At 63.6% G+C, this 19,393-nt stretch carries 17 protein-coding genes; 2 read left to right on the top strand and 15 right to left on the bottom strand.

Annotation, left to right across the window (positions count from 1 at the left end; genetic code table 11):
• The first annotated feature begins 305 nt into the window (after window positions 1-305).
• Window positions 306-611: a hypothetical protein gene (locus FFM81_RS24850; RefSeq protein ID WP_246401346.1), complete on the top strand. Its 306-nt coding sequence runs from the start codon at window positions 306-308 to the stop codon at window positions 609-611.
• On the opposite strand, the gene FFM81_RS24845 is transcribed toward FFM81_RS24850, so the two are convergent.
• The 4 genes from FFM81_RS24845 to FFM81_RS24830 form a co-directional block, all read right to left on the bottom strand.
• Window positions 598-1,311: an RNA polymerase sigma factor gene (locus FFM81_RS24845; protein WP_003568757.1), complete on the bottom strand. Its 714-nt coding sequence runs from the start codon at window positions 1,309-1,311 to the stop codon at window positions 598-600. The two genes, FFM81_RS24850 and FFM81_RS24845, sit on opposite strands and share 14 nt — an antisense overlap.
• Before the next feature lie 45 nt (window positions 1,312-1,356).
• Window positions 1,357-1,683 carry a cupredoxin domain-containing protein gene (locus tag FFM81_RS24840; protein ID WP_003568758.1) on the bottom strand — a complete coding sequence of 109 codons (327 nt, stop codon included), beginning with the start codon at window positions 1,681-1,683 and terminating at the stop codon, window positions 1,357-1,359.
• A gap of 7 nt (window positions 1,684-1,690) precedes the next feature.
• A complete protein-coding gene (locus FFM81_RS24835; RefSeq protein WP_003568759.1) occupies window positions 1,691-2,212 on the bottom strand; it encodes a DUF4142 domain-containing protein in 522 nt (173 codons plus the stop codon).
• A gap of 146 nt (window positions 2,213-2,358) precedes the next feature.
• The gene (locus FFM81_RS24830; RefSeq protein WP_003568760.1) at window positions 2,359-2,706 is read right to left on the bottom strand and encodes a DUF488 domain-containing protein; all 348 of its coding nucleotides are present in this window, start codon (window positions 2,704-2,706) and stop codon (window positions 2,359-2,361) included.
• Between the two features lie 199 nt (window positions 2,707-2,905).
• On the opposite strand from FFM81_RS24830, the gene FFM81_RS24825 reads away from it, so the two are divergent.
• Complete coding sequence (locus FFM81_RS24825; RefSeq protein WP_138386050.1) at window positions 2,906-4,045, top strand: polysaccharide biosynthesis/export family protein; 1,140 nt, start codon at window positions 2,906-2,908, stop codon at window positions 4,043-4,045.
• On the opposite strand, the gene FFM81_RS24820 is transcribed toward FFM81_RS24825, so the two are convergent.
• From FFM81_RS24820 to tssC, 11 genes are read right to left on the bottom strand one after another with little or no spacing between them, the layout of a single operon-like run.
• Window positions 4,042-4,965 (bottom strand): serine/threonine-protein kinase, encoded by a 924-nt coding sequence (locus FFM81_RS24820; RefSeq protein ID WP_138386051.1) that lies wholly within the window; start codon window positions 4,963-4,965, stop codon window positions 4,042-4,044. The two genes, FFM81_RS24825 and FFM81_RS24820, sit on opposite strands and share 4 nt — an antisense overlap.
• Window positions 4,955-6,331 (bottom strand): type VI secretion system-associated protein TagF, encoded by a 1,377-nt coding sequence (gene tagF, locus FFM81_RS24815; RefSeq protein ID WP_138386052.1) that lies wholly within the window; start codon window positions 6,329-6,331, stop codon window positions 4,955-4,957. The genes FFM81_RS24820 and tagF overlap by 11 nt, the downstream gene beginning before the upstream one ends.
• A gap of 10 nt (window positions 6,332-6,341) precedes the next feature.
• A complete protein-coding gene (gene tssM, locus FFM81_RS24810) occupies window positions 6,342-9,821 on the bottom strand; it encodes a type VI secretion system membrane subunit TssM (protein ID WP_138386053.1) in 3,480 nt (1,159 codons plus the stop codon).
• Window positions 9,818-11,341, bottom strand: a complete 1,524-nt coding sequence (tssL, locus tag FFM81_RS24805) for a type VI secretion system protein TssL, long form (protein WP_138386054.1) — start codon at window positions 11,339-11,341, stop codon at window positions 9,818-9,820. Before tssL ends, tssM begins: the two co-directional genes overlap by 4 nt.
• Window positions 11,338-12,678 (bottom strand): type VI secretion system baseplate subunit TssK, encoded by a 1,341-nt coding sequence (tssK, locus tag FFM81_RS24800; protein WP_138386055.1) that lies wholly within the window; start codon window positions 12,676-12,678, stop codon window positions 11,338-11,340. The genes tssL and tssK overlap by 4 nt, the downstream gene beginning before the upstream one ends.
• Window positions 12,668-13,840 carry an FHA domain-containing protein gene (locus FFM81_RS24795; protein ID WP_138386056.1) on the bottom strand — a complete coding sequence of 391 codons (1,173 nt, stop codon included), beginning with the start codon at window positions 13,838-13,840 and terminating at the stop codon, window positions 12,668-12,670. The genes tssK and FFM81_RS24795 overlap by 11 nt, the downstream gene beginning before the upstream one ends.
• Window positions 13,841-13,850: 10 nt before the next feature.
• Window positions 13,851-14,852 carry a type VI secretion system baseplate subunit TssG gene (gene tssG, locus FFM81_RS24790; protein ID WP_138386057.1) on the bottom strand — a complete coding sequence of 334 codons (1,002 nt, stop codon included), beginning with the start codon at window positions 14,850-14,852 and terminating at the stop codon, window positions 13,851-13,853.
• A 20-nt stretch (window positions 14,853-14,872) separates the two neighbouring features.
• The gene (gene tssF / locus FFM81_RS24785; RefSeq protein ID WP_138386058.1) at window positions 14,873-16,654 is read right to left on the bottom strand and encodes a type VI secretion system baseplate subunit TssF; all 1,782 of its coding nucleotides are present in this window, start codon (window positions 16,652-16,654) and stop codon (window positions 14,873-14,875) included.
• Window positions 16,647-17,156: a type VI secretion system baseplate subunit TssE gene (tssE, locus tag FFM81_RS24780; RefSeq protein WP_138386059.1), complete on the bottom strand. Its 510-nt coding sequence runs from the start codon at window positions 17,154-17,156 to the stop codon at window positions 16,647-16,649. The genes tssF and tssE overlap by 8 nt, the downstream gene beginning before the upstream one ends.
• Window positions 17,149-17,979: a type VI secretion system accessory protein TagJ gene (locus FFM81_RS24775; RefSeq protein ID WP_138386060.1), complete on the bottom strand. Its 831-nt coding sequence runs from the start codon at window positions 17,977-17,979 to the stop codon at window positions 17,149-17,151. Before FFM81_RS24775 ends, tssE begins: the two co-directional genes overlap by 8 nt.
• Complete coding sequence (gene tssC, locus FFM81_RS24770; RefSeq protein ID WP_425504984.1) at window positions 17,976-19,379, bottom strand: type VI secretion system contractile sheath large subunit; 1,404 nt, start codon at window positions 19,377-19,379, stop codon at window positions 17,976-17,978. The genes FFM81_RS24775 and tssC overlap by 4 nt, the downstream gene beginning before the upstream one ends.
• Window positions 19,380-19,393: the final 14 nt, after the last annotated feature.

The raw sequence follows: 19,393 nt of genomic DNA, 5'->3' as shown, positions 1-19,393 counted from the left end.
AGCCTTTGTTAAAACTTGCAAGTTCCAGCCGAAAATGCGTCGCCGGCGCGTCGTTTGCTGCGTGTTTTGGATATGTCTGCGAATTATGGATATTCGCGCAACGCCACCCATTGTCTTCGTCGGCGCTAATCACTCGTCGAGCGCATCAGCAAGTCATGCAGGCGTTTTTGAACCTCTTGCGGGGACATGTTCCTGCTATTGAAAAAGTCGCCTACCACAGCATTCCAGCCTTCTGACATCTGGGTGGGCATGGCCTGGGATCGAGCACTGACTTCGCCTTTCCTTGCCTTCTCGGCGTTCGCGCCGTGCTGGCGCGAACTTTCGAACGGATTCATCGCTCCAACCTCATCGGCATGGGAATATTGCCGCTGCGCCTGCCCTGCGAATATGGGCCTCAGGCATTGAAACTGACGGCGGGCGATGTCCTGGAGATCCGGGTGGATGATCAGTTATTCGCCCCTCGTTGCCCCGTCGGCGTAAACGTCAGACGGGCCGCCGGCGATCATATCTCGTTCTCCGCTACGGCCGCCATCGAGACGATGACCGAGGTTGAAACACTTAAGGCCGGCGGGATTCACCTACTGATATTGCGTGATATCATGGCGTCTTGACGCGCAGGGCGGCGATGACACGGTCGCCCATGGAGGCGCAGCGGGCGCCGTCGAAGGGGAACAGGGCCGAGAACGCGCCGGAGAGCTGTTTTTCGATCGATTGGCGCATCATCTTTCGCGCCCGATGCAACCGGGTTTTGGCAGTTTCGGGCCTGATGCCGAGATAGGATGCAGCCTCGTCGGTGCTCATGCCTTCGACATCCCGCAGCACGAAGATGGCGCGAAAGTCATCCGGCAGTTCGTCGACCGCCTGTTCGAGAAGCTGACGCGCCTGGCTCCGCGAGAGCTCGGTTTCCGGGTCACCTGCGCAGAGCAAGGACGGAAACTGGAGGACTTCGCCGCCCCGCGATCTCGTCTGCATGTCGATTTCCTCGATCCCGGTGGTGTTTTTGCGGCTGCGCACACGGCCGAGCGCTTCGTTGAGAGTAATCCGGGTCAGCCATGTCGAAAGCTCGGCCTCACCGCGGAATGTTCCCAGATTGGTGAAGGCCCTGACATAGGCGGCCTGAACGACGTCTTCGGCTTCCCAATCGCTGCGGATGACAGCGCGCGCAGTGCGGAACAGACGCTGATTGTGACGCTGGACGATGGCACGGATGGCGGGCTCGTCGCCCTGCATTGCAAGGGGCACGAGCTCGGCGTCTGATAGCGTCGACAGGTACTGCCGGTGTCGCGCGACCGGAACCGGAATGGCTGCCATGGGAAATCTCCGCCTGCTTGCCTCGTTTTTTTCAGAAGTCCGGCCCTAGGGCCGGACGTCCAGTTTGCCGGTCATGGCTGGATGAAAACGGCAATAGAAATCGACTGCTCCCGTTCGGTCGATCGTCATCCTGCCTTCCGCTTTCGGTGGCAGGTCGATATCGAAGCTTTTGTCGCGAGCCGTGGCCGTATGCCGGAATATATCATCATTTCGCCAGACGATCACATCGCCGACATGCAGTTGGGCAGGCGGCGCACTGAATTTCATGCCGGCGATGGTAACTTGATATTCCGCTGCCGAAGCGGCCCCGACGCTCGCCCACAGCAGCGCAAGCAGCAAGGGAAGCCGCAGCGCCTTGATAAGACTGCCCATCGCTGACCTACTTGATCATCGAAGCAAGATGCTCGGCATGCATCTGGTGCTGCTTGAACAGGGTGAGGCCCGTTTCCAGGAGTGACTTGAGCTCCTTATTCTTTGCCGAAGGGATCAGCACCTTGGCGAGCGCATCGTTGACCGACTTGTGATAGGCGACCTCGTTTTCGACATAGGCCTTGTCGAAGGCGGCGCCGTCGAGGCCGTCAAGCGTCTTTAGTTCCTTGCTCGCCTCGGTCGAGAGCGACTGGCTGATCTTGTTGTCCTCAGGCGTCACATTCAGCTTCTTGACGAGGGCAAGCGCCTGATCGTTGACGGCCTTGTGGTCGCGTTCCATGGTCTTGGCGAATTCGATGACTTCGGCATTTTTGCTCTTCTTCAGCGCCTGCTCGGCAGCGGCGACGTCAATCTGCCCCGCCGTATAGGCGATGTGGGCGATTTGAGGGTCGGTCGGCTTGGCATCGGCAGCGATCGAAGCCGTGCCGAGCGAAGCTGCTATGACGGCTGCGCCGAAAATTTGTTTCAACATGGTCTTTCTCCCTTGTGTCGTGCGACATGCCTTCCGCAGCGCTCGCGCGCCTTTGGAAGTGAGCATTGGATGCAGATCGATCGAAAAGGTTCCCGGAAATTTTTACGCAGGGCGACGGGCGTTCATCGGCGTTGGCCGCCGGTGCTTCAGTCTTTGCCGAGGAAGCGTTGAAGGACGATCGCGTGATTGTGGCGCAGGTCTTTCGTCGCGTAGAGAAGCGTTACCGTGAATTTCCCGATATGGCGTTCGAGGTCCTCGACCGCGGACACGTTCTTCTTGAGCTCCTCCCGGTAGCGGCGCTGAAATTCGCTCCATTTGGCGGGATCGTGGCCGAACCATCGGCGCAGCTCCGGGCTCGGCGCGATATCCTTCAGCCAGACATCGACGGCCGCCTCCCGCTTGCTCAGCCCGCGCGGCCACAGCCTGTCGACCAGAATACGCGTGCCGTCCTTATCCTCTTTCGGCTCGTAGATCCGCTTGATGTGCAAGGCCATTTGCTCAGCCGCTATGAATGTATTTCTGAACGAATACGCAGATGCAGGATTTGGTTCCGCTTACGGCCTATGGTTGCAAATTAGTCACACCGGACAGCCTCTGAGCTGTCACAATTGATTTTTCGCGCAAAACTGGTATTGCTCGCTCACCTCTCGCTGATATTTTCCGATTCTTTCAATATTGCCAAAAGGATACCTGATGCGAAAGCTGGCACCGTTGGTCCTTGTCGCAGTTCTTAGTGCATGCGCCCGGCCATCCGATGGCCCCACGGCCGGTGGTTTCTATAATGCCACCTCACCGCATACCAACGAGCGAATCCCGGTCGTGAGATTGTCGGAAGCGCCGATGGCTCCGGTTTCGGCCACGCCGCTAGCCTATGCCGCCACCGATACGGGGCTCAGCAGCATGCGCTCGAGCGGATTTGCCGATACGAGGCTCAGGCGCGGCGACGTCATCGACGTGACCATTCTCGATCCCGGCGAGGATGGGCTTTTCTCTTCGACCCAGAGCAAGACCCTCAATCTCGGCCGGTTCACCGTCGATTCCACCGGCAATGTGACGCTTCCCTTCATCGGCAAGCAGCGGGTGGTGGATTCCTCGACTGAGGCTCTGCAGACGCGCATCGTCACCGGTCTCAAGGGTTCGGCCGTCAATCCACAGGCTGTCGTTACCGTAGTCGACAGACCCTCCAGTGGCTTCACCGTTAATGGCGACGTGCGCTCTGCCGGCCGCTTCCCGCTGACTGCCCGCAAGGAGCGTGTGCTCGATGCGGTCGCACTTGCCGGCGGCGCATCTTCCGCGCCGAGCGCCACGACCCTCACGCTGATGCGCGGCAAGCAGCGCTCCACCGTGCCGCTGCAGCGCGTCATCGACGACAGCAAGCAGAACGTCTACCTGCTGCCGGATGACCAACTCTATGTCGACAAGGATTCACCGACCTTCACCGCCTTCGGCGCCTTCAAGAGTGTCGGCGAGTTCGAATTCGAGCCGGGCAGGCTGACGCTGGCGCAAGCGCTCGGCCGGGCCGGCGGCCTGCTCGACGATCGTGCCGATGCGAGCAATTTCTATGTACTGCGCAACCAGCCGGTCTATACGCAGGTCGCGGCTGCGAATGCCAAGACCGCCGCGCCGGTCGTGGTGAGCGGCAAGCCGGTAATCTACCGCGTCAATATGAAGGACGTTTCCAATCTGGCGCTGATGCAGCGCTTCCAGATGATGGACGGCGATATCATCTACGCAAGCAATGCTAGCCTGGTGGACTTCGCCAAGCTCTTCAACGTCTACCAGAAGAGCGTGCCGACGGCCGCTGCGCCAATTCCTGGTTCCAGCGGCAATTAAGTCTCGACAGAACGTTTCGCTGGGCCGCCGAGCAGACGCAAGGCGGCCTTGGCATTTTGGGGTCGGTCCCGCGGATCCTGTTCGGACAGGTGGATTGCCAACGCTTCCAGCCGCTCGCCACGTTCACTGCAATGGCGCAGCAGCAGGGAGAGCAGCAGCCCGGCTGCATAAAGATCGGATCGCCCGTCCAGCGGATCACCTGCGGTCTGTTCGGGAGATGCGAAATCCGGCCGGCCGGCAAAGGCGAGATCGAATTGGCGATGGCGGCATCCGGCCTCAAGGGCCACGCCGAAATCGGCGATCTTCAAACGGGAAAAATCGCCCTCGGCGAATAGAAGGTTGAGCGGCGACAGGTCGCAATGCACGAAGCCGGCGGCATGGATTGCTCCCAGGCCGGTCAGCACTGAAGTCATGATCGCTGTCACATCGCCAAGGGATAACGGCCTTCGCGGCAAAAGCTCCGCAAGCCGGCTGCCGATCCATTCGATGACCAGGGCAGGGCGTCCGTCGCCAAGACGCAGAACGGTCTGCGTCGCGGCAATATGGGGATGGCGAAGCGCCATGCCGATATCAGCCTCGCGCAACATGAGTTTCCTGAGCACGGGATCGTCCGCATGCTTGGGCCGCGGCACCTTGACGGCGTGCAGCGTTCCGAGATCGCGATGGCGAGCGCGATGCACCTGGCTGAACGCGCCCTCGTGGATTAGTGCTTCGAGCACAAAGCTGTTGGCGACAATCTCGGGATCGGCATTGCTCAGGCGGGCCTCCCCGCGATCGAGTGCATCTCTGACCCGGTCTAGCAGCATTTGCCGGGTTTCGGTCGAATACGGATTGTCCGCGTCGGCGTTCAATGCCTGCCAGAGATGCGAGAAGCGGCGTGCGATCTCCTCGAAATTGGCTTCCGGCGGATCATGCGTCATCGGTGGTCACGTCGATCACAATGGCGCTGAGATTGTCGCGGCAATTGGCGATCAGCCCTTCCTGCACGAGAATGTCGGCCGCCTTTTCGATTTTTGCCGAAAGGAGAATTTCGGCGATGCTGCGCTCCGGGACGGCGCTCGGAAGGGCCGCACTGCAGAGCAGCAGCCGGTCGCCAGCCTGCAATCCGCCGAAGAGGACTTCGGGAACGAGATGCCCGCGCAGGCCGATGGCGCGCGAAAGCGTGCGCCGCAAGCCAATCTCCACATGGTCGCGGGTGAGGCAGCGCATCATGCCGTCCCGCCTTAGATAACAGCGGGCATCGCCGACCCAGAGGAGGGCGCAGCGGTCGTCAAAAGTGGCCAGCGCGACGATGCTGGCGGCCGATGGTTCGCGGTCTTGGGAGTGATGGGCCGACTGAAGCAGGCCGTGGGCACGGCCGAGCTTGCCCTTGACCTCCTGTACCAGAGCTTCGATCGTCTGCTGTTTCGTCGCTTCGGCTAGCACATGAACGGCGATCTTGCCGACCTCGGCCGCAGCGTTGCTATCGCCCACGCCATCGGCGACTGCGAAGAGCGAAGGCGTCTCAGAAACGAGCAGTGCATCGGCATTGACCGTGAGTCGTGTGCCGGGATGCGTGGCGTGGCTGTGCCGGAGAACCAGGGAGTGATGATGTGGTTCGACGATCACAGAGGGCGGTATCGCAGGTGTTTCGGATCGCGGCGGTGGTGAAACCACACTGGAACTCTCGCGCAGCAGCTTCGCGAAATGCGCAGGTTCCGGCGCGCCGCTGACGCCAAACCCCTTGGCCCGTCGTTCGTCCGGGTCGATGTGCCACCAGATCGTGCCTCGGCTGGAGGCTCTGTCCTGCAGCGTCTCGTTTTCCGCGAGATCGGCCGGCCGCAGGCTCCGCAGCCGCTTCAGGCTCGCGGTGAACTGGTTGATGTCGAAGTCGCGATTTGCCGAGCTCTCGGCGATCGCCTCGGTTGCGGTGAACCATGTGTCGTCGAGGTAGAGTTGACGAGGATGTTCGGAAAAGCCGTGAAGCTGGGCGGCGATGACGAGGGGAAAGCTGCGGCCGACCCGGTCGAGGCTCGGCAGCAGGACGCCGGCAACGGTCGACGATCCCCATAGGCCGCGCTCGACGATAAAACGCCATGCCGGCATGAGGCGGAAACGGCGTTCCCATTCCTCGCCGAGTTCCTGATGCGCTGCCTGCATCCCGGCCTGCAGCCAGGTATCGAGCGCCGATTGCAGGCTGCGGCCGAGCCCCATCGAAACGAAATCGCCATGGCTCGGCAGCTTGCCGTAGAAGCCGATCCTGTCGGCCCCGGTCGGGTTTCGCTCGAGGGTGGCGCGCTCGTTCATATCGGTTCGATCAGAATTGCACCGGACAGGAGAAGGCGCCGAGCGCCTCCAGCCGGAATGGATTGAGCACAGAACCGAATTGCACGTCGAACTCGGCCGCCTGGCCGTCCTGCTGAAATTTTGCCCGGAAGAGATCGTCGCTCTGTACGGTGACATTGGCATCGTCGAACAGCCGGAAGGGCGACCAGTCGCCATTCTCCGTCAAGGCCTGCTGCCAGCCGCCCGGCTGGAAGGCGATCCGCGAAGCGTTGCTGGCTTCCGTCGACGGCCAGGTGATCGATTTCGACTGGATCGGCCCATGGAAATAGACCACCCGTTCGCCCTCGATCTCCAGCATCACGGCGCTCGCCGCATCGCTCAGCGATACCGGCTTGACGTTGATCGTGATCGACGGGTTCTTGCTGCCGGCCGGGAAGAAGGCGCGGTTGATCTTGTCGGCATTCTCGAATTGTGCGATCGCCGCGCTCGGAATACTCGCCGCGCCGAAGGTGCCCTTCCAGCCCCATGGCGAGGCGCTGGTATCGACGAAGGCTTCGAGCTTTTCCTTGAAAAAGGTCTTGAACAGGCCTTCCGGCCCGAACAGCCTGACGAAGTCGCTCATCGCCACGTCGCGGGCCGAACTCCGGTCGAAAGGATAACGGCCGGTAACGACATTCGAGCAGAAGCCGGAGCCTTCCGCGGCCCAGGCGCCGCTGATGCGAGAGCGGGCGGATTTGACCGCCAGCGATCCGACATCCGCAGCCAGCCCCGCCATCCAGCTATCCACCGGCGCGGGCAGCTTGCGGGCCTGCTGCAATAGATCCTGATTGGCGTCGGTGAGCTGGCTGTCAACGTCGAACACTTTCGCCACTTCGGCGGTGGAGGTCGTCGCCCGCGAAAGCTGCTCCTGCACCCTCTGCAGGATCGGCTCGAGCTGGCCGATCTCCGATCGCGGCGCATCTTTCTGTTGGTCGGCAAGCGGAGACTGTCCGGCCGATGCCTTCAACGCGTCGCGCAGACGCCCGAAGGGATCGGGCGCATTCGCCGCACTGGCAAGCGCCGTGGTCGACTCGGCCAAGGTGTCGCCGGCAGCCGAGGCGATTTCGGCGCCGGGTCCGCGCAGATCGGTGGCAGCGGTGATCGATTTCGCGATCGTCTCGACTGGACCGGGTTTGCCGGCCAGGATGCGGGTGGTTTCCGCCGCATCGCTGATCGTCTGCGAGGGTTTCACCCTGATATCGTCGAGCAGCGTCGACCAGCGCTGTTCGAAATTGTCGAAGTAGAGCTGAAGTGTGGCCTGGGCGACCGTATCGACCGTCACACCGGCGGGATTGGGATCGCCCCGGACCCATTGCTCGTCGAGCGCCTCGCGCGCAGCGTCGCTAATCTCTGGCAGAACGACGGTGCGATAGCCGATCGCCGAGAAGAGGCCGGGAATGCTTTCACCAAGCGACGTCTTTGAGCTGCGCTCGAACGCCTGTTCGCCGAGCGGCCCGAGCGCGCCGGCCGGGCTCCAGCCGGGAATGGCGCGGGATGCGCGGTATTCCGCCAGGATATCATAGGCGCGGCTGGCGATATTCTGCGAGCGAATGATCTCACGCGCCTTGGCGATCAGCGCCTTGTCGAGCTCGATCGGCGGCAGCGGGCCGCGCGCCATGGCTTCGGCATGGGCGATCAGCGCCTGCCGGGCGACGGCCCTACCTTCGTCGGGATAGAGCCTGGTGAACATGTCCTCCGCCTCAAGCGAGGCAAAATCCGCATTCACGGGGCCGAGCCCGCCGAGCATGCCGTAGAGCTTCAGCGCATCGAAGGTCCGGGTGACGTCGGTGGTTTCGGTCATGTCCTGCTGAAGCTGCACCAGCATGCGCGGCAGAAGCAGCGTGTTCAACGCCCGCTGATAGGCCTCGCGCTGGCGGCTTGCGACCTTGCTCTCCTGGTCGAGGCCGAGGCTCACCGGCCAGACACGGGCCTTGGAAAAATCGGTGGTGACGGAGGCGAGGTTATCGAGCGCCGGCAGGATGCGCAGAAAATCCGCATCCGAGACATCGCGAACCGGCACGCCGCGCACCAGCTGCTCATAGGCGTCAATGCGTCTTTCCGCGCCGGCGAGCGCCGTAGTGTTCTGGAAATAGGTGGCCGTCCAACTTGTGAGAACAACGGCCAGCAGCAGCACCGCGCTCGCATAGGCGGCACGACGGAAGAGGAGCTGCCGGCCGGAAAGCCGCTTGTCGCGGGCAACCAGCGAGGCCTCGTCGAAAATTACCTCCTTGAAGAGGCGCGAGAGGAAATAGCTGCGTCGCATGCGAGGGGCGGCGGCTGCTGCCTCCTCCCTCTGGGTGCCGGAGGCGAAATAGATGCCGCGCAGCAGCGGCGCCTCCACCAGTTTCGAACCCGAGCACAGTTCGGTTACGACCTCCTGCAGGCGCTCTTTCAAAGAAACGAGCTCGGCCGGGAAACGGAAGATGCGGCCGCGCAGCTCCGGATTGGGCTCCTGCTGCAGGCGCTCGATCAGCATGGCGTCGACGCGCTGCTGAAGGAGGGTGAATTCCTCCATGAAACGATCGGGCAGGTTGGCCGCCTTGTAACTCTCGTCGAGCCCGAAGGTCGTGCCCCAGACCTGTTCTCGGTCGCTTTTGTTGAAACCGTCGAAGAACTCGACAAAGCCGGTCAGGAGGTCGGCCTTGGTCAGCAGGAGATAAACAGGGACGCGCGCATGCAGGAGTTCGTCGAGTTCGGACAGCCGCTGGCGGATCGCGCGGATCTCCTCGCGCTGTGCCTCGGCATCGCGCGTCAGCAGATCGCCGATCGACAGCGTCACCAGTGCGCCGTTGATCGGCTGCGAGCGGCGGTACTTGCGCAAGAGGCCGAGAAAACCTTCCCAGCCGGCTTTGGCGGTGCCGTTCAAATCGTCCTGCGTCGTGTAGCGGCCGGCGGTATCGATGAGGATGGCCTCGTCGGTGAACCACCAATTACAGTTGCGCGTGCCGCCGATGCCCTGCACCGAATTGCTGCCGAGCGCGTCGCCGAGCGGGAATTTGAGCCCGGAATTGCTCAGCGCCGTCGTCTTGCCGGAGCCGGGCGCGCCGAAGATGACGTACCAAGGCAGCTCGTAGATATAGCCGAAGCGCTTCTTGGTGATGCGGCGCAGCAGCTGTAGCGCTTCCTTGAGCCGGCTATGGATCTCGCCGACCTCCGCCTGCTGGCTGGCCGCCGCTTCGGCTTCCGCGTCCCGCTCTATCCCTTCGACGAGCCGCTTGTCGCGGCGCCGGTCGCGGATCACCGTGAAGAGGAGGTAGGCAAGCCAGGCGGCAATGATGACGCCGATCAGCGTCAGCCGCGTCGAGGCGCTCGTCAGGGGCTTGAAGTCGCCGTAGGCGGCGAGATAACCGTAGAACCAGATGACGACGCAAATTGCCGCCACCCAGATGATCGAGATGAAGCGGCGACCGAGGAGCCCGGCATAAGCCTCCACATAAGAACGCAGCGTATAGAAATAGCCCAAGGGGTTCATCGCGTAGCGCCTCCTGCTGCGGGCGCCGTTTCATTGGGGTTATCGGTCTCGATCGGCGACGTCTTGAAGCCGACGTCGCTCAACCGTTCGCCCGGATCGGTCAGCACCAGGATCTCGGTACGGCGGTTCATCTCTCGGCCTTCCGGCGTGTCGTTGCCGGCGATCGGATCGCTGTCGGCACGCCCTTCGGTCAGGATCGCGCCCGGCCCGGCGAAGGCGCTCAATATGTCGCCGACCGCCTTGGCGCGGGCTTCCGACAGGTGCCAGTTGGAGGGGAACTGGATGGTACGGATCGGCACATTGTCGGTATAGCCCACGACGACGGCGCGGAATTTCTCGGCGGCGAGTGCGCCGCCGATCCGCTGCAGAAGATCGTAGAACTTCTCGCTGACCTCGGCGCTGCCGGTGGAAAACAGGCCGGAATTACTGATGCGCACCAGGAGCCTGCCGTTCGAATCCGAGAGCGTGACCAGCTTCTTCTCGACCTCCGGCTGGAGGAAGGCGAACAGGTTGTCGAGCCGGCTTGGCGGTTTCACCTGCGGCGGTGGAGGCGGCGGCGGGGTTTCGGCGACGACGACGGGCGGCGATGCGCGCGGCGGCTCCGGAATCTTGACCAGCACACTCGGTGTCTCACGCGGCGGCAGCTTGGCGAGGCGCTCGAAGGTGCCATCGGAGGCGCGATTGAGCGAGAGCGTGAAGAAGAGATAGCCGAACGCCAGGATCAGCGTCAGGACGGAAAGAAGCGTCCAGAGCGCGGCGGCGGTGCGCAGCGGCTGGTGCCGGGCCGAAATCCCCTTCCAATGTGGGGAAAGCTCCCGTTCGAAGACGCCGTATTGGCCAAGCAATGTCTTGTAAAGACCGTCGCGGATCCGGGCGAGTTCCAGCCCGCCGCGCGCGGAAACGCGGGTGCGGCCCTCGAAGGCAAGCGACAGGCAGAGATAGATGAGGAGCAGCAGGTCCTTGTTGGCGCCGGGGCTCTGGTGGAAATGGTCGAGCAGATCGAACACCCGCTCGCCGCCGGTGACGTCCATATGGAAGGTGGAGACGAGGCCGGAGCGGGCCCAGCCGGCGCGCACACCCCACGCTTTGCTGAGCACGACATCGTCGACCGTGGCGCAGACGACATAATGGGCGGCGCGCGCCCGTTCGGGGCTGATGCGAGCGCTCGCCAGATCCCGCTCGTAGCGGCCGACGGCTGCGATCGCCACCGCGCGCAGTTCATCGATGTCAGGCTGCTCTTCCGCATAGCGCAGACCATGGGCAAGATTGAGCAGCGGTGCTGCCGAGCGCACCACGGTCGGCACGTCTTCGGCACCGAAGCGGAAATCCTTGACGAGCGTTTCGACCGATGCGCCGCCGTTGATGGACGATCCCGACGAGCCCTTTTCGCCTTCCGGAAAATCGAGAACGTCGTCCAGCATCTCCGCCATCTTGCGCGCGGATTGCTTTTTCTTCATGCCATCCTCGGTGAGTTCGACGATGGTCGGCAGGTTCTGCCAGGAAGCGGGTTCGTTCTTCATTCTCTCAGGGCCCACAGTTCTATTTCGAGCCCGGGGAAATCGCCGGCGAGATGCACGGCGATGGCGCCCGAAGTGTCGAGTTGTTTCCAGAGCGGGTTTTTGGTGTCGAGTTCGAAATAGATGGTGCCGGAGCGATAGGGGAGCTGGCGCGGCAGCACGGGCAGCGGCCGCACGGGAATGCCCGGCAGCGCCACGTTGACGAGATCGGCGATACGTTCGACCGGGCCGACCTTGATCTGCGCCGGCAGTTTGCGGCGCACGTCCTCGGCCGGCATCTCGGCACGGACCGCCAGGACGAAGCCGGCATCGCGAAGCAGCGAACGGTCGTTGATCGTGCCGATCCTGACCCCATGCCGGCGTTCGGCAAGTTCGATCGCCACGGCCGCCTGTTCGAGCACGGAGGAAAGCGAGGCTCTGAGATCGTCGAAGACGGCAGCAAACGTTGCCTTCAGGTCGTCATGGCGATAGGGCGGGAAATCGCTGGCGCGCTTGCGGTCGGTGGTGAAGGTAGCGAGTTCGCCGGCAAGCTGGATGCAGTTCTCGTAAAAGACGATGGGGTGGACGCGCGTCGCATTGGCCGAAATATGTTTCAGCATTGGATCGGCTCGGTTGAGGATCTGCAGCAGCAGGTAGTCGCCGACCTCCGCCGTTCCTCGAATGGTGGGGTCACCGATCCGTTCGGCGATTGCCTCGGCGCGGTGGCGCACGATTCCGAGAAGCTCGGTGATCAGCTCGTTCAGCCGGCCCGCGGCCGTGCAGTTGAGGCTCGGCAAGATATAATCCGGATCGAGGATCACGGCCCGGTCGGAGCGCACCTCGATGATGCGGGCAAGCCCAATGAGTTCATAGCCGGCAAGCTCGTCGCCGGTGCGGAGATAACGCAGGCTGAGGCGGCCGACATCGATCGGCGCCATGAAATCGGTCTCGACATTAGCATCGGGCGCTTCATAGGGCGAAGCGACGAGCCGGACGCTGTTGCGCTGAGCACCGCCGTTCAGCGCCACATCGGCCTTGCCCGGCTGCCGGGCGGGAAGGGCGAGATAGACGACCGCATTCTTGGTGTTCTCGTCGAGATCGAGCGGTGGCGGCAGATCGGCATCGAGCGGGGCCTCGAACGGTGTGCCGTCGGGCAGGACGCCGCGCAGGTTCGACAGCGCGAATTGGCCGATCGCCAGCGCGCCGCGGTCGATGCCGATTTCCGATATTCCCCAAGGATAGGGCGCAAGGCTGTGCGTGGCGGTGCGCACGAGCCGCTCGGTCCAGCGGTCCGCCTGCTGAAAATGCTGCACGCGAAGGAACATGCCTTCGCTCCAGGCCACCCGGTTCTCATTCCTCATGATGCGCGTCGTTTCCTTCCTGCCTGTCCTGCGGACGAGGCCCTGCGTTCCTGCCATTCATCGCGCCGGTCATGGCGTCGCGGAAAAAGTCCTGGATCGACAGGCTCTTGCCGTCTTTTTCAAATTGCGTCCGATAGGCCCGCCAGTAATTCCGGTCACGGCGCCAGGCACCCGTCTCGACACGCGCTTCCAGGCTGCGCGGCTCCAACTGGCCCGCCGCCTGAACGAAGGCTTCGAGGGCGGAGTTGAGCTTGAGCTGTTGCCCGAGCAGCGCCTCGATACGGGCAAGCAGCGCCTCCTCCCTGCTGCCGGCCAGAAAATCCGGCTGGCTGTCGGAGGACGGCGCACTCATTTCGAAAACGGCATAACTGTTCTCGACAACCTCCTCGAGCCGGCCGAGCAGCGGCTCCAGGCGGTCCGCAAAGGCTTCCTGCCGGCCGATTATCAGCGTCGGAAATTCCTCGGGCTCTGGCTGGTGATCGTTATCGTTGACGATCTCGATCACCGCTGCGGCCCGGCGCTGGGCGATCGGGACGGCGACATGGGTGGCGGAACCATGTTCCAGGTGGCTGCCGTACTCGGTCTCCTCCGCATTCCAGTCTGCCGGCAGAAGCTGGGTGGCCGTGCGGATCTCCGGAGGACCGCTCCAGCCGATCTCGACATTGCGGGATGAGGCCGTCCCCTTTTTGCCGCCCGGTTCAGGAAGGGTCCAGTCATCGGCCGCGCGCTCGCCGAGAATGCCGCTGGCTGTGCGGCCGCCCGGAGCGATATCGGCCAGAAGCGCGGAAATGGTCAGCGGCTCGTCGCTCAGCACCAGGCCGGCATCCGGATCCTCGACCTCGCGGTCGCTCTCTCCTGAGATGTGGACGGAAAAGGTTAGTCCGCCGATCTCCAGCCGCGACCTGTCGGAAAGCCTGGCGATCTGGCCCTCATGCACGGTGACGCCATCGACCCGGGAGCCGTTTGCGCTCTGGTCGCGCAGCAGGAAACCCTCGCGGTCGCGCTCGATGATGCAATGGAGCTTGGAGATCGAGCGCCGGTCCTCCGGCAGCTGCCAGTCGCAATCGGGCGCCCGGCCGAGCGTGCGCCGGCCGCGCTCGAAGAACCATTTCGGCCGCGTGGCCGTCGTATCGCTGGTGATCTCTCTCAGTTCGAGCCGCATTCTCGCCTCCTCACCGCATCTCGGCCAGCAGGCGCTCGACGATCACCGCGTCGCCGCTGTCCTCTGCCGCCGGCGCGACCCTCGCCCAGCTGTTCCAACCCAGGCGCGGCGGATCGCCGGCCTGTCCGAGCTGGCAGAAGGGAACGTCCTCCTTCTTCAGGATGACCTGAATGTCGAAGTCGAGTGCTGCGCCGACATAGAGGCGCGCCAGGGCGAAGAGCTCGGTGATGGCCCGCCCGCCGGGCGCAAGTTGGAAATAGTCGGCATAGCCGAGCGGCCCGATGACGATGCGAAAGCCGCCGCTGAAATCGTGGATCGCTGCACCTGCCGTCGCATTGACACCGAGTTGCACGCCCTGCGGCTGGCCCATCCGGCTGCGATCCTCCATCGGGATGGTCAGCCAGCGGCCGCGGAACAATTCGATTTCCACCGGCAGGCCGCTGAATTCGGTCAGCATGGCACGGAGATTGACGGCATTGCGGTTGCGGGCGGCGAAGAAGCCGGAAAAACGCAGAACCAGCTCCTCGTCGACGCCGCTCTTTTCGACGAGACGCTTGGTGCCGAAGCCGGTGAGCGACAGCAGCGTGGTGACGAAAGCGTTGCTTGCCCAACTGCCGCCCCAGCGCAGCCGCCGGGCGATGCGGTATTTCTCGCAGGCATCAGTGAAGAGTTCCGCCATCCGCGCGCCGAAGAGATCGAAGAAACCGGCGAGCGCCCGCGACCGGTTGCGCTCCTCGCGCATGATAAGTTCGTTATAGGCCGAGGGCATGGAGCCGAGCGCGCCGACGAGGCCGGCAAGCGCGCTGCGGACGGTGGGGCGGCCGGCCTTGCGGCTGTATCCGCTGACCGCAAGCGGCGCCGGCGAGACGCCGACATGGGAGGCGACATCGAGCCGTCCTTCGCCGACCGACGTCTGGGCGACGCGAAAAGCCGTCACCGGCTCGAATCGGCCGGGGTCGCGTTCGAGCAGATCGACAAGAGCGTCTGGCTTAGGGGCGGTCGAAAGATCCATGGTTGGCTGGCGGTCCTTCCTTAAAGAAGCGGGCGTTCGGCGGCGCGTGCCGGCCATTGGGCGATCGGCCTCGACTGCCCCTTCATGCCGATGGTGAGCCGGGTGAAACTGTTCACCGAGGTGTAAAGGCTGAAGAAACGGTCGAGCAGGCTCCCGAACAGGAAGGCCGAGGGCCGGTCGATGGCGGCCGGATCGAATTCCAGCGCGATCTCGGTGCCGGGCACCATGCCGCCGCTGCCGAGACGGGCGATCGAATTGGCTGCCTTGATCGCAACGAGCGCATCGACGAACTGTTTGGTCTCGGGGCTGTCCCGGAAGGCATAGAGCGACAGGATATCCTTCAGCGCCGCGCCGCCATTGTCGAAGAGCGACAGGTGGTTGAGGACGAGATGCGAGATCAGCCGCCAGTTCCGGCCCTCCTGATCACTCATTCGGACCGATGGCGTCGGCGGAATCAGCGCCTCGACGCCTGCCACCGCCTCATGGCCGGAGGCGAGTTGCAGGAAGGGATGGCCGCCGCCGAAAGGAAGCTGTTCCGGCAGGTCGCGGTTGAGGCAGAGCGTATCGACGCTTGCGACCGCATCGACGGGACCGGCGGAACGGCGATGCCGGTCGACGAAGGCAATGTCCATGTCGCTCGTCCCGGTGTCTTCGTCGAAACGCCGATTGGCCTGCCAGTAGGTCGGGCTCGCGCCCGCCCGCTGCGACCGTCCGAAGAAAGGCTGGCAGAATTCCTCCTGGCCGCGCGATCCGGTCAGCAGCACCCGGTCGATCGAATAGATCTCGCGGGTCTTCTGGCGCCGCGCATCGGGCAGGAGACGGTATTCCGTGCGGGTGCCGTCGATGGCGATCGGCTCGCAGAGCTGGCGAAAGAGGTTGACGACAGGCGTCGCATGGAGCGCGAAGTCGCGGACCGACACTGCCCGTTCCAGCTTGGCGTCACTTTCACCGAGATAGATGAAGAGCTCCAGCGTCTCGCCCGTCCAAGCATCGAGCCCATCGATGTCGAGAAAGAGAAACTTCCGCGGTAGGGCGAAGAACTCGGTCAGCAATCGGTAGCCGGTAAAGCTCGGTGCCGGATAGGGCAGCATCGCCTCTTCCGGCTCGAAGCCGACGGGCTTGAGATTCCTGGCCGGCAGGAAGACCGGCGAGCGGTCGTCGGCATGTTTGGCAAGCGCGATGCCGAGCGTGTGATTGGCAAGCAGTTCGTAGATCGCCACCGCCTGCTGCCAGGGGGAGGGAATATGCAACCGCAGCCGGCTTACGCCGAGACTGCCGAGCGGCTTGCGGGCATCGAGCGAACGAATGGAAAGCCTGAGGCAGCCGGCAATGCCGGCATAGGGCGAAAGCGGCGCGTTGATCGGCTGGCCGGAAAGGCTGGCGCCGGTGATTTCGATCGGCGCCATCTCCACGTCCTGCGTAGTGCGGAAGCGGCAGGCTTCCCCGCCCACCGGCTCGGCCAGGATTTCCGTATGACGCGGCACGGTCTGGACCGAGGCGAGCGTATCGCTCGGCCGGAACTTGACGATGCTCATTGAGGGCAGCGGCGCGAGATAATGGGGGTAGAGCGTTTCCAGCAGGCCATCGGTGAGCTCAGGAAACTCGTCGTCCAGCTTCTGGCGGACGCGGGCGGCCGAATAGGCGAAACTCTGGATCAGACGCTCCACATGCGGGTCGTCGGCGACGTCGCCGGTCATGCGCAGGCGGCCGGCGATCTTCGGGAAGGCGTCGGCAAAGCGCGCGGCCCGGCGGCGCAGCGCCAGCAATTCCTCATTGTAGCGGTGCAGGAAGCCTTCAGCCATTGCCGGCCTCCACGAGGAAGCGCTGGGTCGACGGATCGATGGTCGATTCGAAGCTGATCGGCGGCATGCCTTCATCCAGGCGGAAACTCGCGTGGATGCGCAGGCGCAACGCCCGCTCGGTCATCGTCCGGCTTTTCAGGATCGTCACCCTGACATCGGAAAGCCGCGTCTCGAAAAGCGCGATCCTCCGCTCGATCGTGGCCGCCAGCTTCAGCTTCGCTTCCTCGGTCATCAGATTGGCCGAAACGACGCCATCGACGCCATAGCTCACCAGCGCATCCTTCAGTTCGGCAAGTGCGGCCGGCGGCGTGGCCGGGCAGTGCCGCGTGTTGAGCAGTGCTTCGAGATCGCGGCGGATCGCTTCTCTGACGTCGCGAACCTGGTCGACGAAGCTCATCGGCGGATCGGCGGCGCGATCCGGAGCCTCGTCGATCAGCCTGTCGAGGATCGAGCGGGCAAGGACGCGGTCGCGTTGCCGGTAGCGTTCGAGCGGATCAACCATTCGCGGCCTGCCTGCCGGAGGAGCTTGCCGGCACGATCTCCAGCTCCTGGGTATCGTGGAAGGAGACGAGGTCATCGCCGGCGAGGAAACAGCGCTGGCCGCGGCCGGTGGTGATGCCGGTGGCTTCCTCGATCCACTCGGTCTCGCGGCCGAGCCTGAGCGTCGCATCCTCGCCGGTGCCATGATAGACCGCCGGCAGAAGCACCGATGCGGCTGCGCCGTCGATCAGGGACAGTTCGGCGCGACGGAAGGCGAGATCCCGCGGCCGGGCAATCGGCTCGATCGACAGGGCTGCGATCTTGGCGAAGTCGATCCACAGATAGGCGCCGCCGGTCATGATGACTTCGAGAGCGTGGGGCGTGCGGTCGTCGAGGTCGCGGAAATCGGAGACCGCCTTGCCGTTCCAGATCAGCGGTCGCTCGCCCCTCACGGTTTCGAGTGCTTCGAGCGTTGTTCTCGTGTCATCCGCATTGCCGTCGCGATGGGTGATCCCGAGGCGGACGGCGAGCTTGTCGAGTTCGCTCGGCCCCTGTGGGAATTCCGGCATGGCGCCGCTTGCAAACCAGGCGTCGCGCGCTGCCATCGCCCGAAGCTCGTTGCGCAGCAAAGCAAAGCCCATCGTCGCGTCGGGAGAGAGGGTGGCCGCGAGGCTGCACTGATTGTCGGCGCGCTCATAGTCGCCTGATAGCACCAGAAGATCGATATAGAGATGCCGTGCTTCCTGATCAGAGGGTTTGGCCTTCAGATGCGCCTTGACCCCCTCGAGGGCGTCTTCAAGGGCATTGTCGCTGAGCGATTGGGCGATGTTGGCGGAAAGCGTCATGCGGACATCCTCTCGGGCATGGTGACGGGGCGGCTCAGGATCTGGCCCGTGGTTGCGGTCTCGGCGACGAGATGGAAGCTCGTGGCAACGTCATCGAGCTGGAAATGCGGCTGCAGGCGGACCGTACAGGAGAAGCTGCCGGGCTTGCCCGGAATTTCGGCGACGCTGATGCCGGCGGAGCGCAGTGGAAAGCGCGTGCGCAGCGCAATGTCGGCATCGTCATTGCCAAGCGTATAGGCGGTTAGCCAGTCCGCCAGCCTGCGCTCGATCGAGATCGCATCGGAAAGCTGGCCGATTTCGTCGCGCATGATGACCTTGAGATAATGGGCGAAGCGCGACGCACAGAGCACATATTGAAGCATGGCGGCGAGCCGCGCATTCTGGCGTGCATGCTCGTTGGAGTAGTGCGGCGGCGCATGAAGCGATTGGTTGGAATTGAAGATCGCCGAAGAGGAGAGATAGGTGGTCGCGGCCGGGATGATGCCGAGCTCGCAGAGCTGCTGCTCCTGGCTGCTGGTCAGATGGACTTCCACCGGCGCCTGGGCTGACAGGCCGTTACTCTCAGTGCCGAAATCATAAGGCGGCAATTCGGCCGCGCTTAGCAGGCCGCCATCGACGGCATCCTGTGTGACGCCGCGGATATCGGCGAACCAGCCGGAGGTGATGAAATTGCGGACGACGACCGTCGAAAAGGCGAAAGCAGCATTGCCCCAGAGCAGCGAACTGCCGTCGCTGGCAATGCTTTCGCGGAAGGGAAAGCCGTCGTTGCGATTGCGCGCATGCGGCTCGAGCGGCGAACGCATCAGGATGCGCGGGGCGACAAGCCCGAGGAAGCGCGAATCCTCACGGGCACGAAGGCCGTTCCAGCGGGTACGGTCCGCCTCGGTGGCAAGCCAGGAAAAGTCGTTGACCCGGTTCAGCTCGTGAAAATCCTCAAGCCCGATCGCAGCCGGCGCGGCACCAGCGACGAAGGGGCAGAAGGCGGCGGCCGCCACCATGCCGATCTGCGACAGCGTGCTGACAGGATCGCCGTCGGCGGGATCGCGCGGAGAAAGATGATAGTCGCCGACCAGCAGGCCGAAGGGTTCGCCGCCCGGCATGCCGAACTCGCGGCTGTAGATCAGTTCAAACAGGTGGCTCTGATCGAAATCGCTGGCCCGCTCCATGCTGCGCGCAAGTTCGCGCCAGCTGATGCTGAGCAGCTTGACCTTCACCTCGCTGCTGCGGCTTGCCTCGCGCACGAGCATGGCGAGGCCACGCCATCTCGCCTCCATCGCCTGGAAATCGGGATGGTGGAGGATGGCGTTGACTTGCCTGTTCAGCGCCTCGTCGATCAGCGTAATCAGCTGATCCGCCCGGCGCCGCCATTCAGTGCTGGAACCCATCGTCGACCTGACCAAATGTTTCAGATGTA

Origin of the sequence: Rhizobium hidalgonense (assembly GCF_005862185.2) — a bacterium.
Classification (GTDB): Bacteria; Pseudomonadota; Alphaproteobacteria; order Rhizobiales; family Rhizobiaceae; genus Rhizobium; species Rhizobium hidalgonense.
The sequence above is the reverse complement of the archived record's forward strand: the minus strand, read 5'-3'. Positions and strand labels throughout refer to the sequence as shown.

What these genes read in the sequence shown, in the direction of transcription:
- FFM81_RS24845 (WP_003568757.1), bottom strand. Translation starts at nt 1,311, where the DNA reads ATGGCAGCCATTCCGGTTCCGGTCGCGCGACACCGGCAGTACCTGTCG.
- FFM81_RS24840 (WP_003568758.1), bottom strand. Translation starts at nt 1,683, where the DNA reads ATGGGCAGTCTTATCAAGGCGCTGCGGCTTCCCTTGCTGCTTGCGCTG.
- FFM81_RS24835 (WP_003568759.1), bottom strand. Translation starts at nt 2,212, where the DNA reads ATGTTGAAACAAATTTTCGGCGCAGCCGTCATAGCAGCTTCGCTCGGC.
- FFM81_RS24830 (WP_003568760.1), bottom strand. Translation starts at nt 2,706, where the DNA reads ATGGCCTTGCACATCAAGCGGATCTACGAGCCGAAAGAGGATAAGGAC.
- FFM81_RS24825 (WP_138386050.1), top strand. Translation starts at nt 2,906, where the DNA reads ATGCGAAAGCTGGCACCGTTGGTCCTTGTCGCAGTTCTTAGTGCATGC.
- FFM81_RS24820 (WP_138386051.1), bottom strand. Translation starts at nt 4,965, where the DNA reads ATGACGCATGATCCGCCGGAAGCCAATTTCGAGGAGATCGCACGCCGC.
- tagF (WP_138386052.1), bottom strand. Translation starts at nt 6,331, where the DNA reads ATGAACGAGCGCGCCACCCTCGAGCGAAACCCGACCGGGGCCGACAGG.
- tssM (WP_138386053.1), bottom strand. Translation starts at nt 9,821, where the DNA reads ATGAACCCCTTGGGCTATTTCTATACGCTGCGTTCTTATGTGGAGGCT.
- tssL (WP_138386054.1), bottom strand. Translation starts at nt 11,341, where the DNA reads ATGAAGAACGAACCCGCTTCCTGGCAGAACCTGCCGACCATCGTCGAA.
- tssK (WP_138386055.1), bottom strand. Translation starts at nt 12,678, where the DNA reads ATGAGGAATGAGAACCGGGTGGCCTGGAGCGAAGGCATGTTCCTTCGC.
- FFM81_RS24795 (WP_138386056.1), bottom strand. Translation starts at nt 13,840, where the DNA reads ATGCGGCTCGAACTGAGAGAGATCACCAGCGATACGACGGCCACGCGG.
- tssG (WP_138386057.1), bottom strand. Translation starts at nt 14,852, where the DNA reads ATGGATCTTTCGACCGCCCCTAAGCCAGACGCTCTTGTCGATCTGCTC.
- tssF (WP_138386058.1), bottom strand. Translation starts at nt 16,654, where the DNA reads ATGGCTGAAGGCTTCCTGCACCGCTACAATGAGGAATTGCTGGCGCTG.
- tssE (WP_138386059.1), bottom strand. Translation starts at nt 17,156, where the DNA reads ATGGTTGATCCGCTCGAACGCTACCGGCAACGCGACCGCGTCCTTGCC.
- FFM81_RS24775 (WP_138386060.1), bottom strand. Translation starts at nt 17,979, where the DNA reads ATGACGCTTTCCGCCAACATCGCCCAATCGCTCAGCGACAATGCCCTT.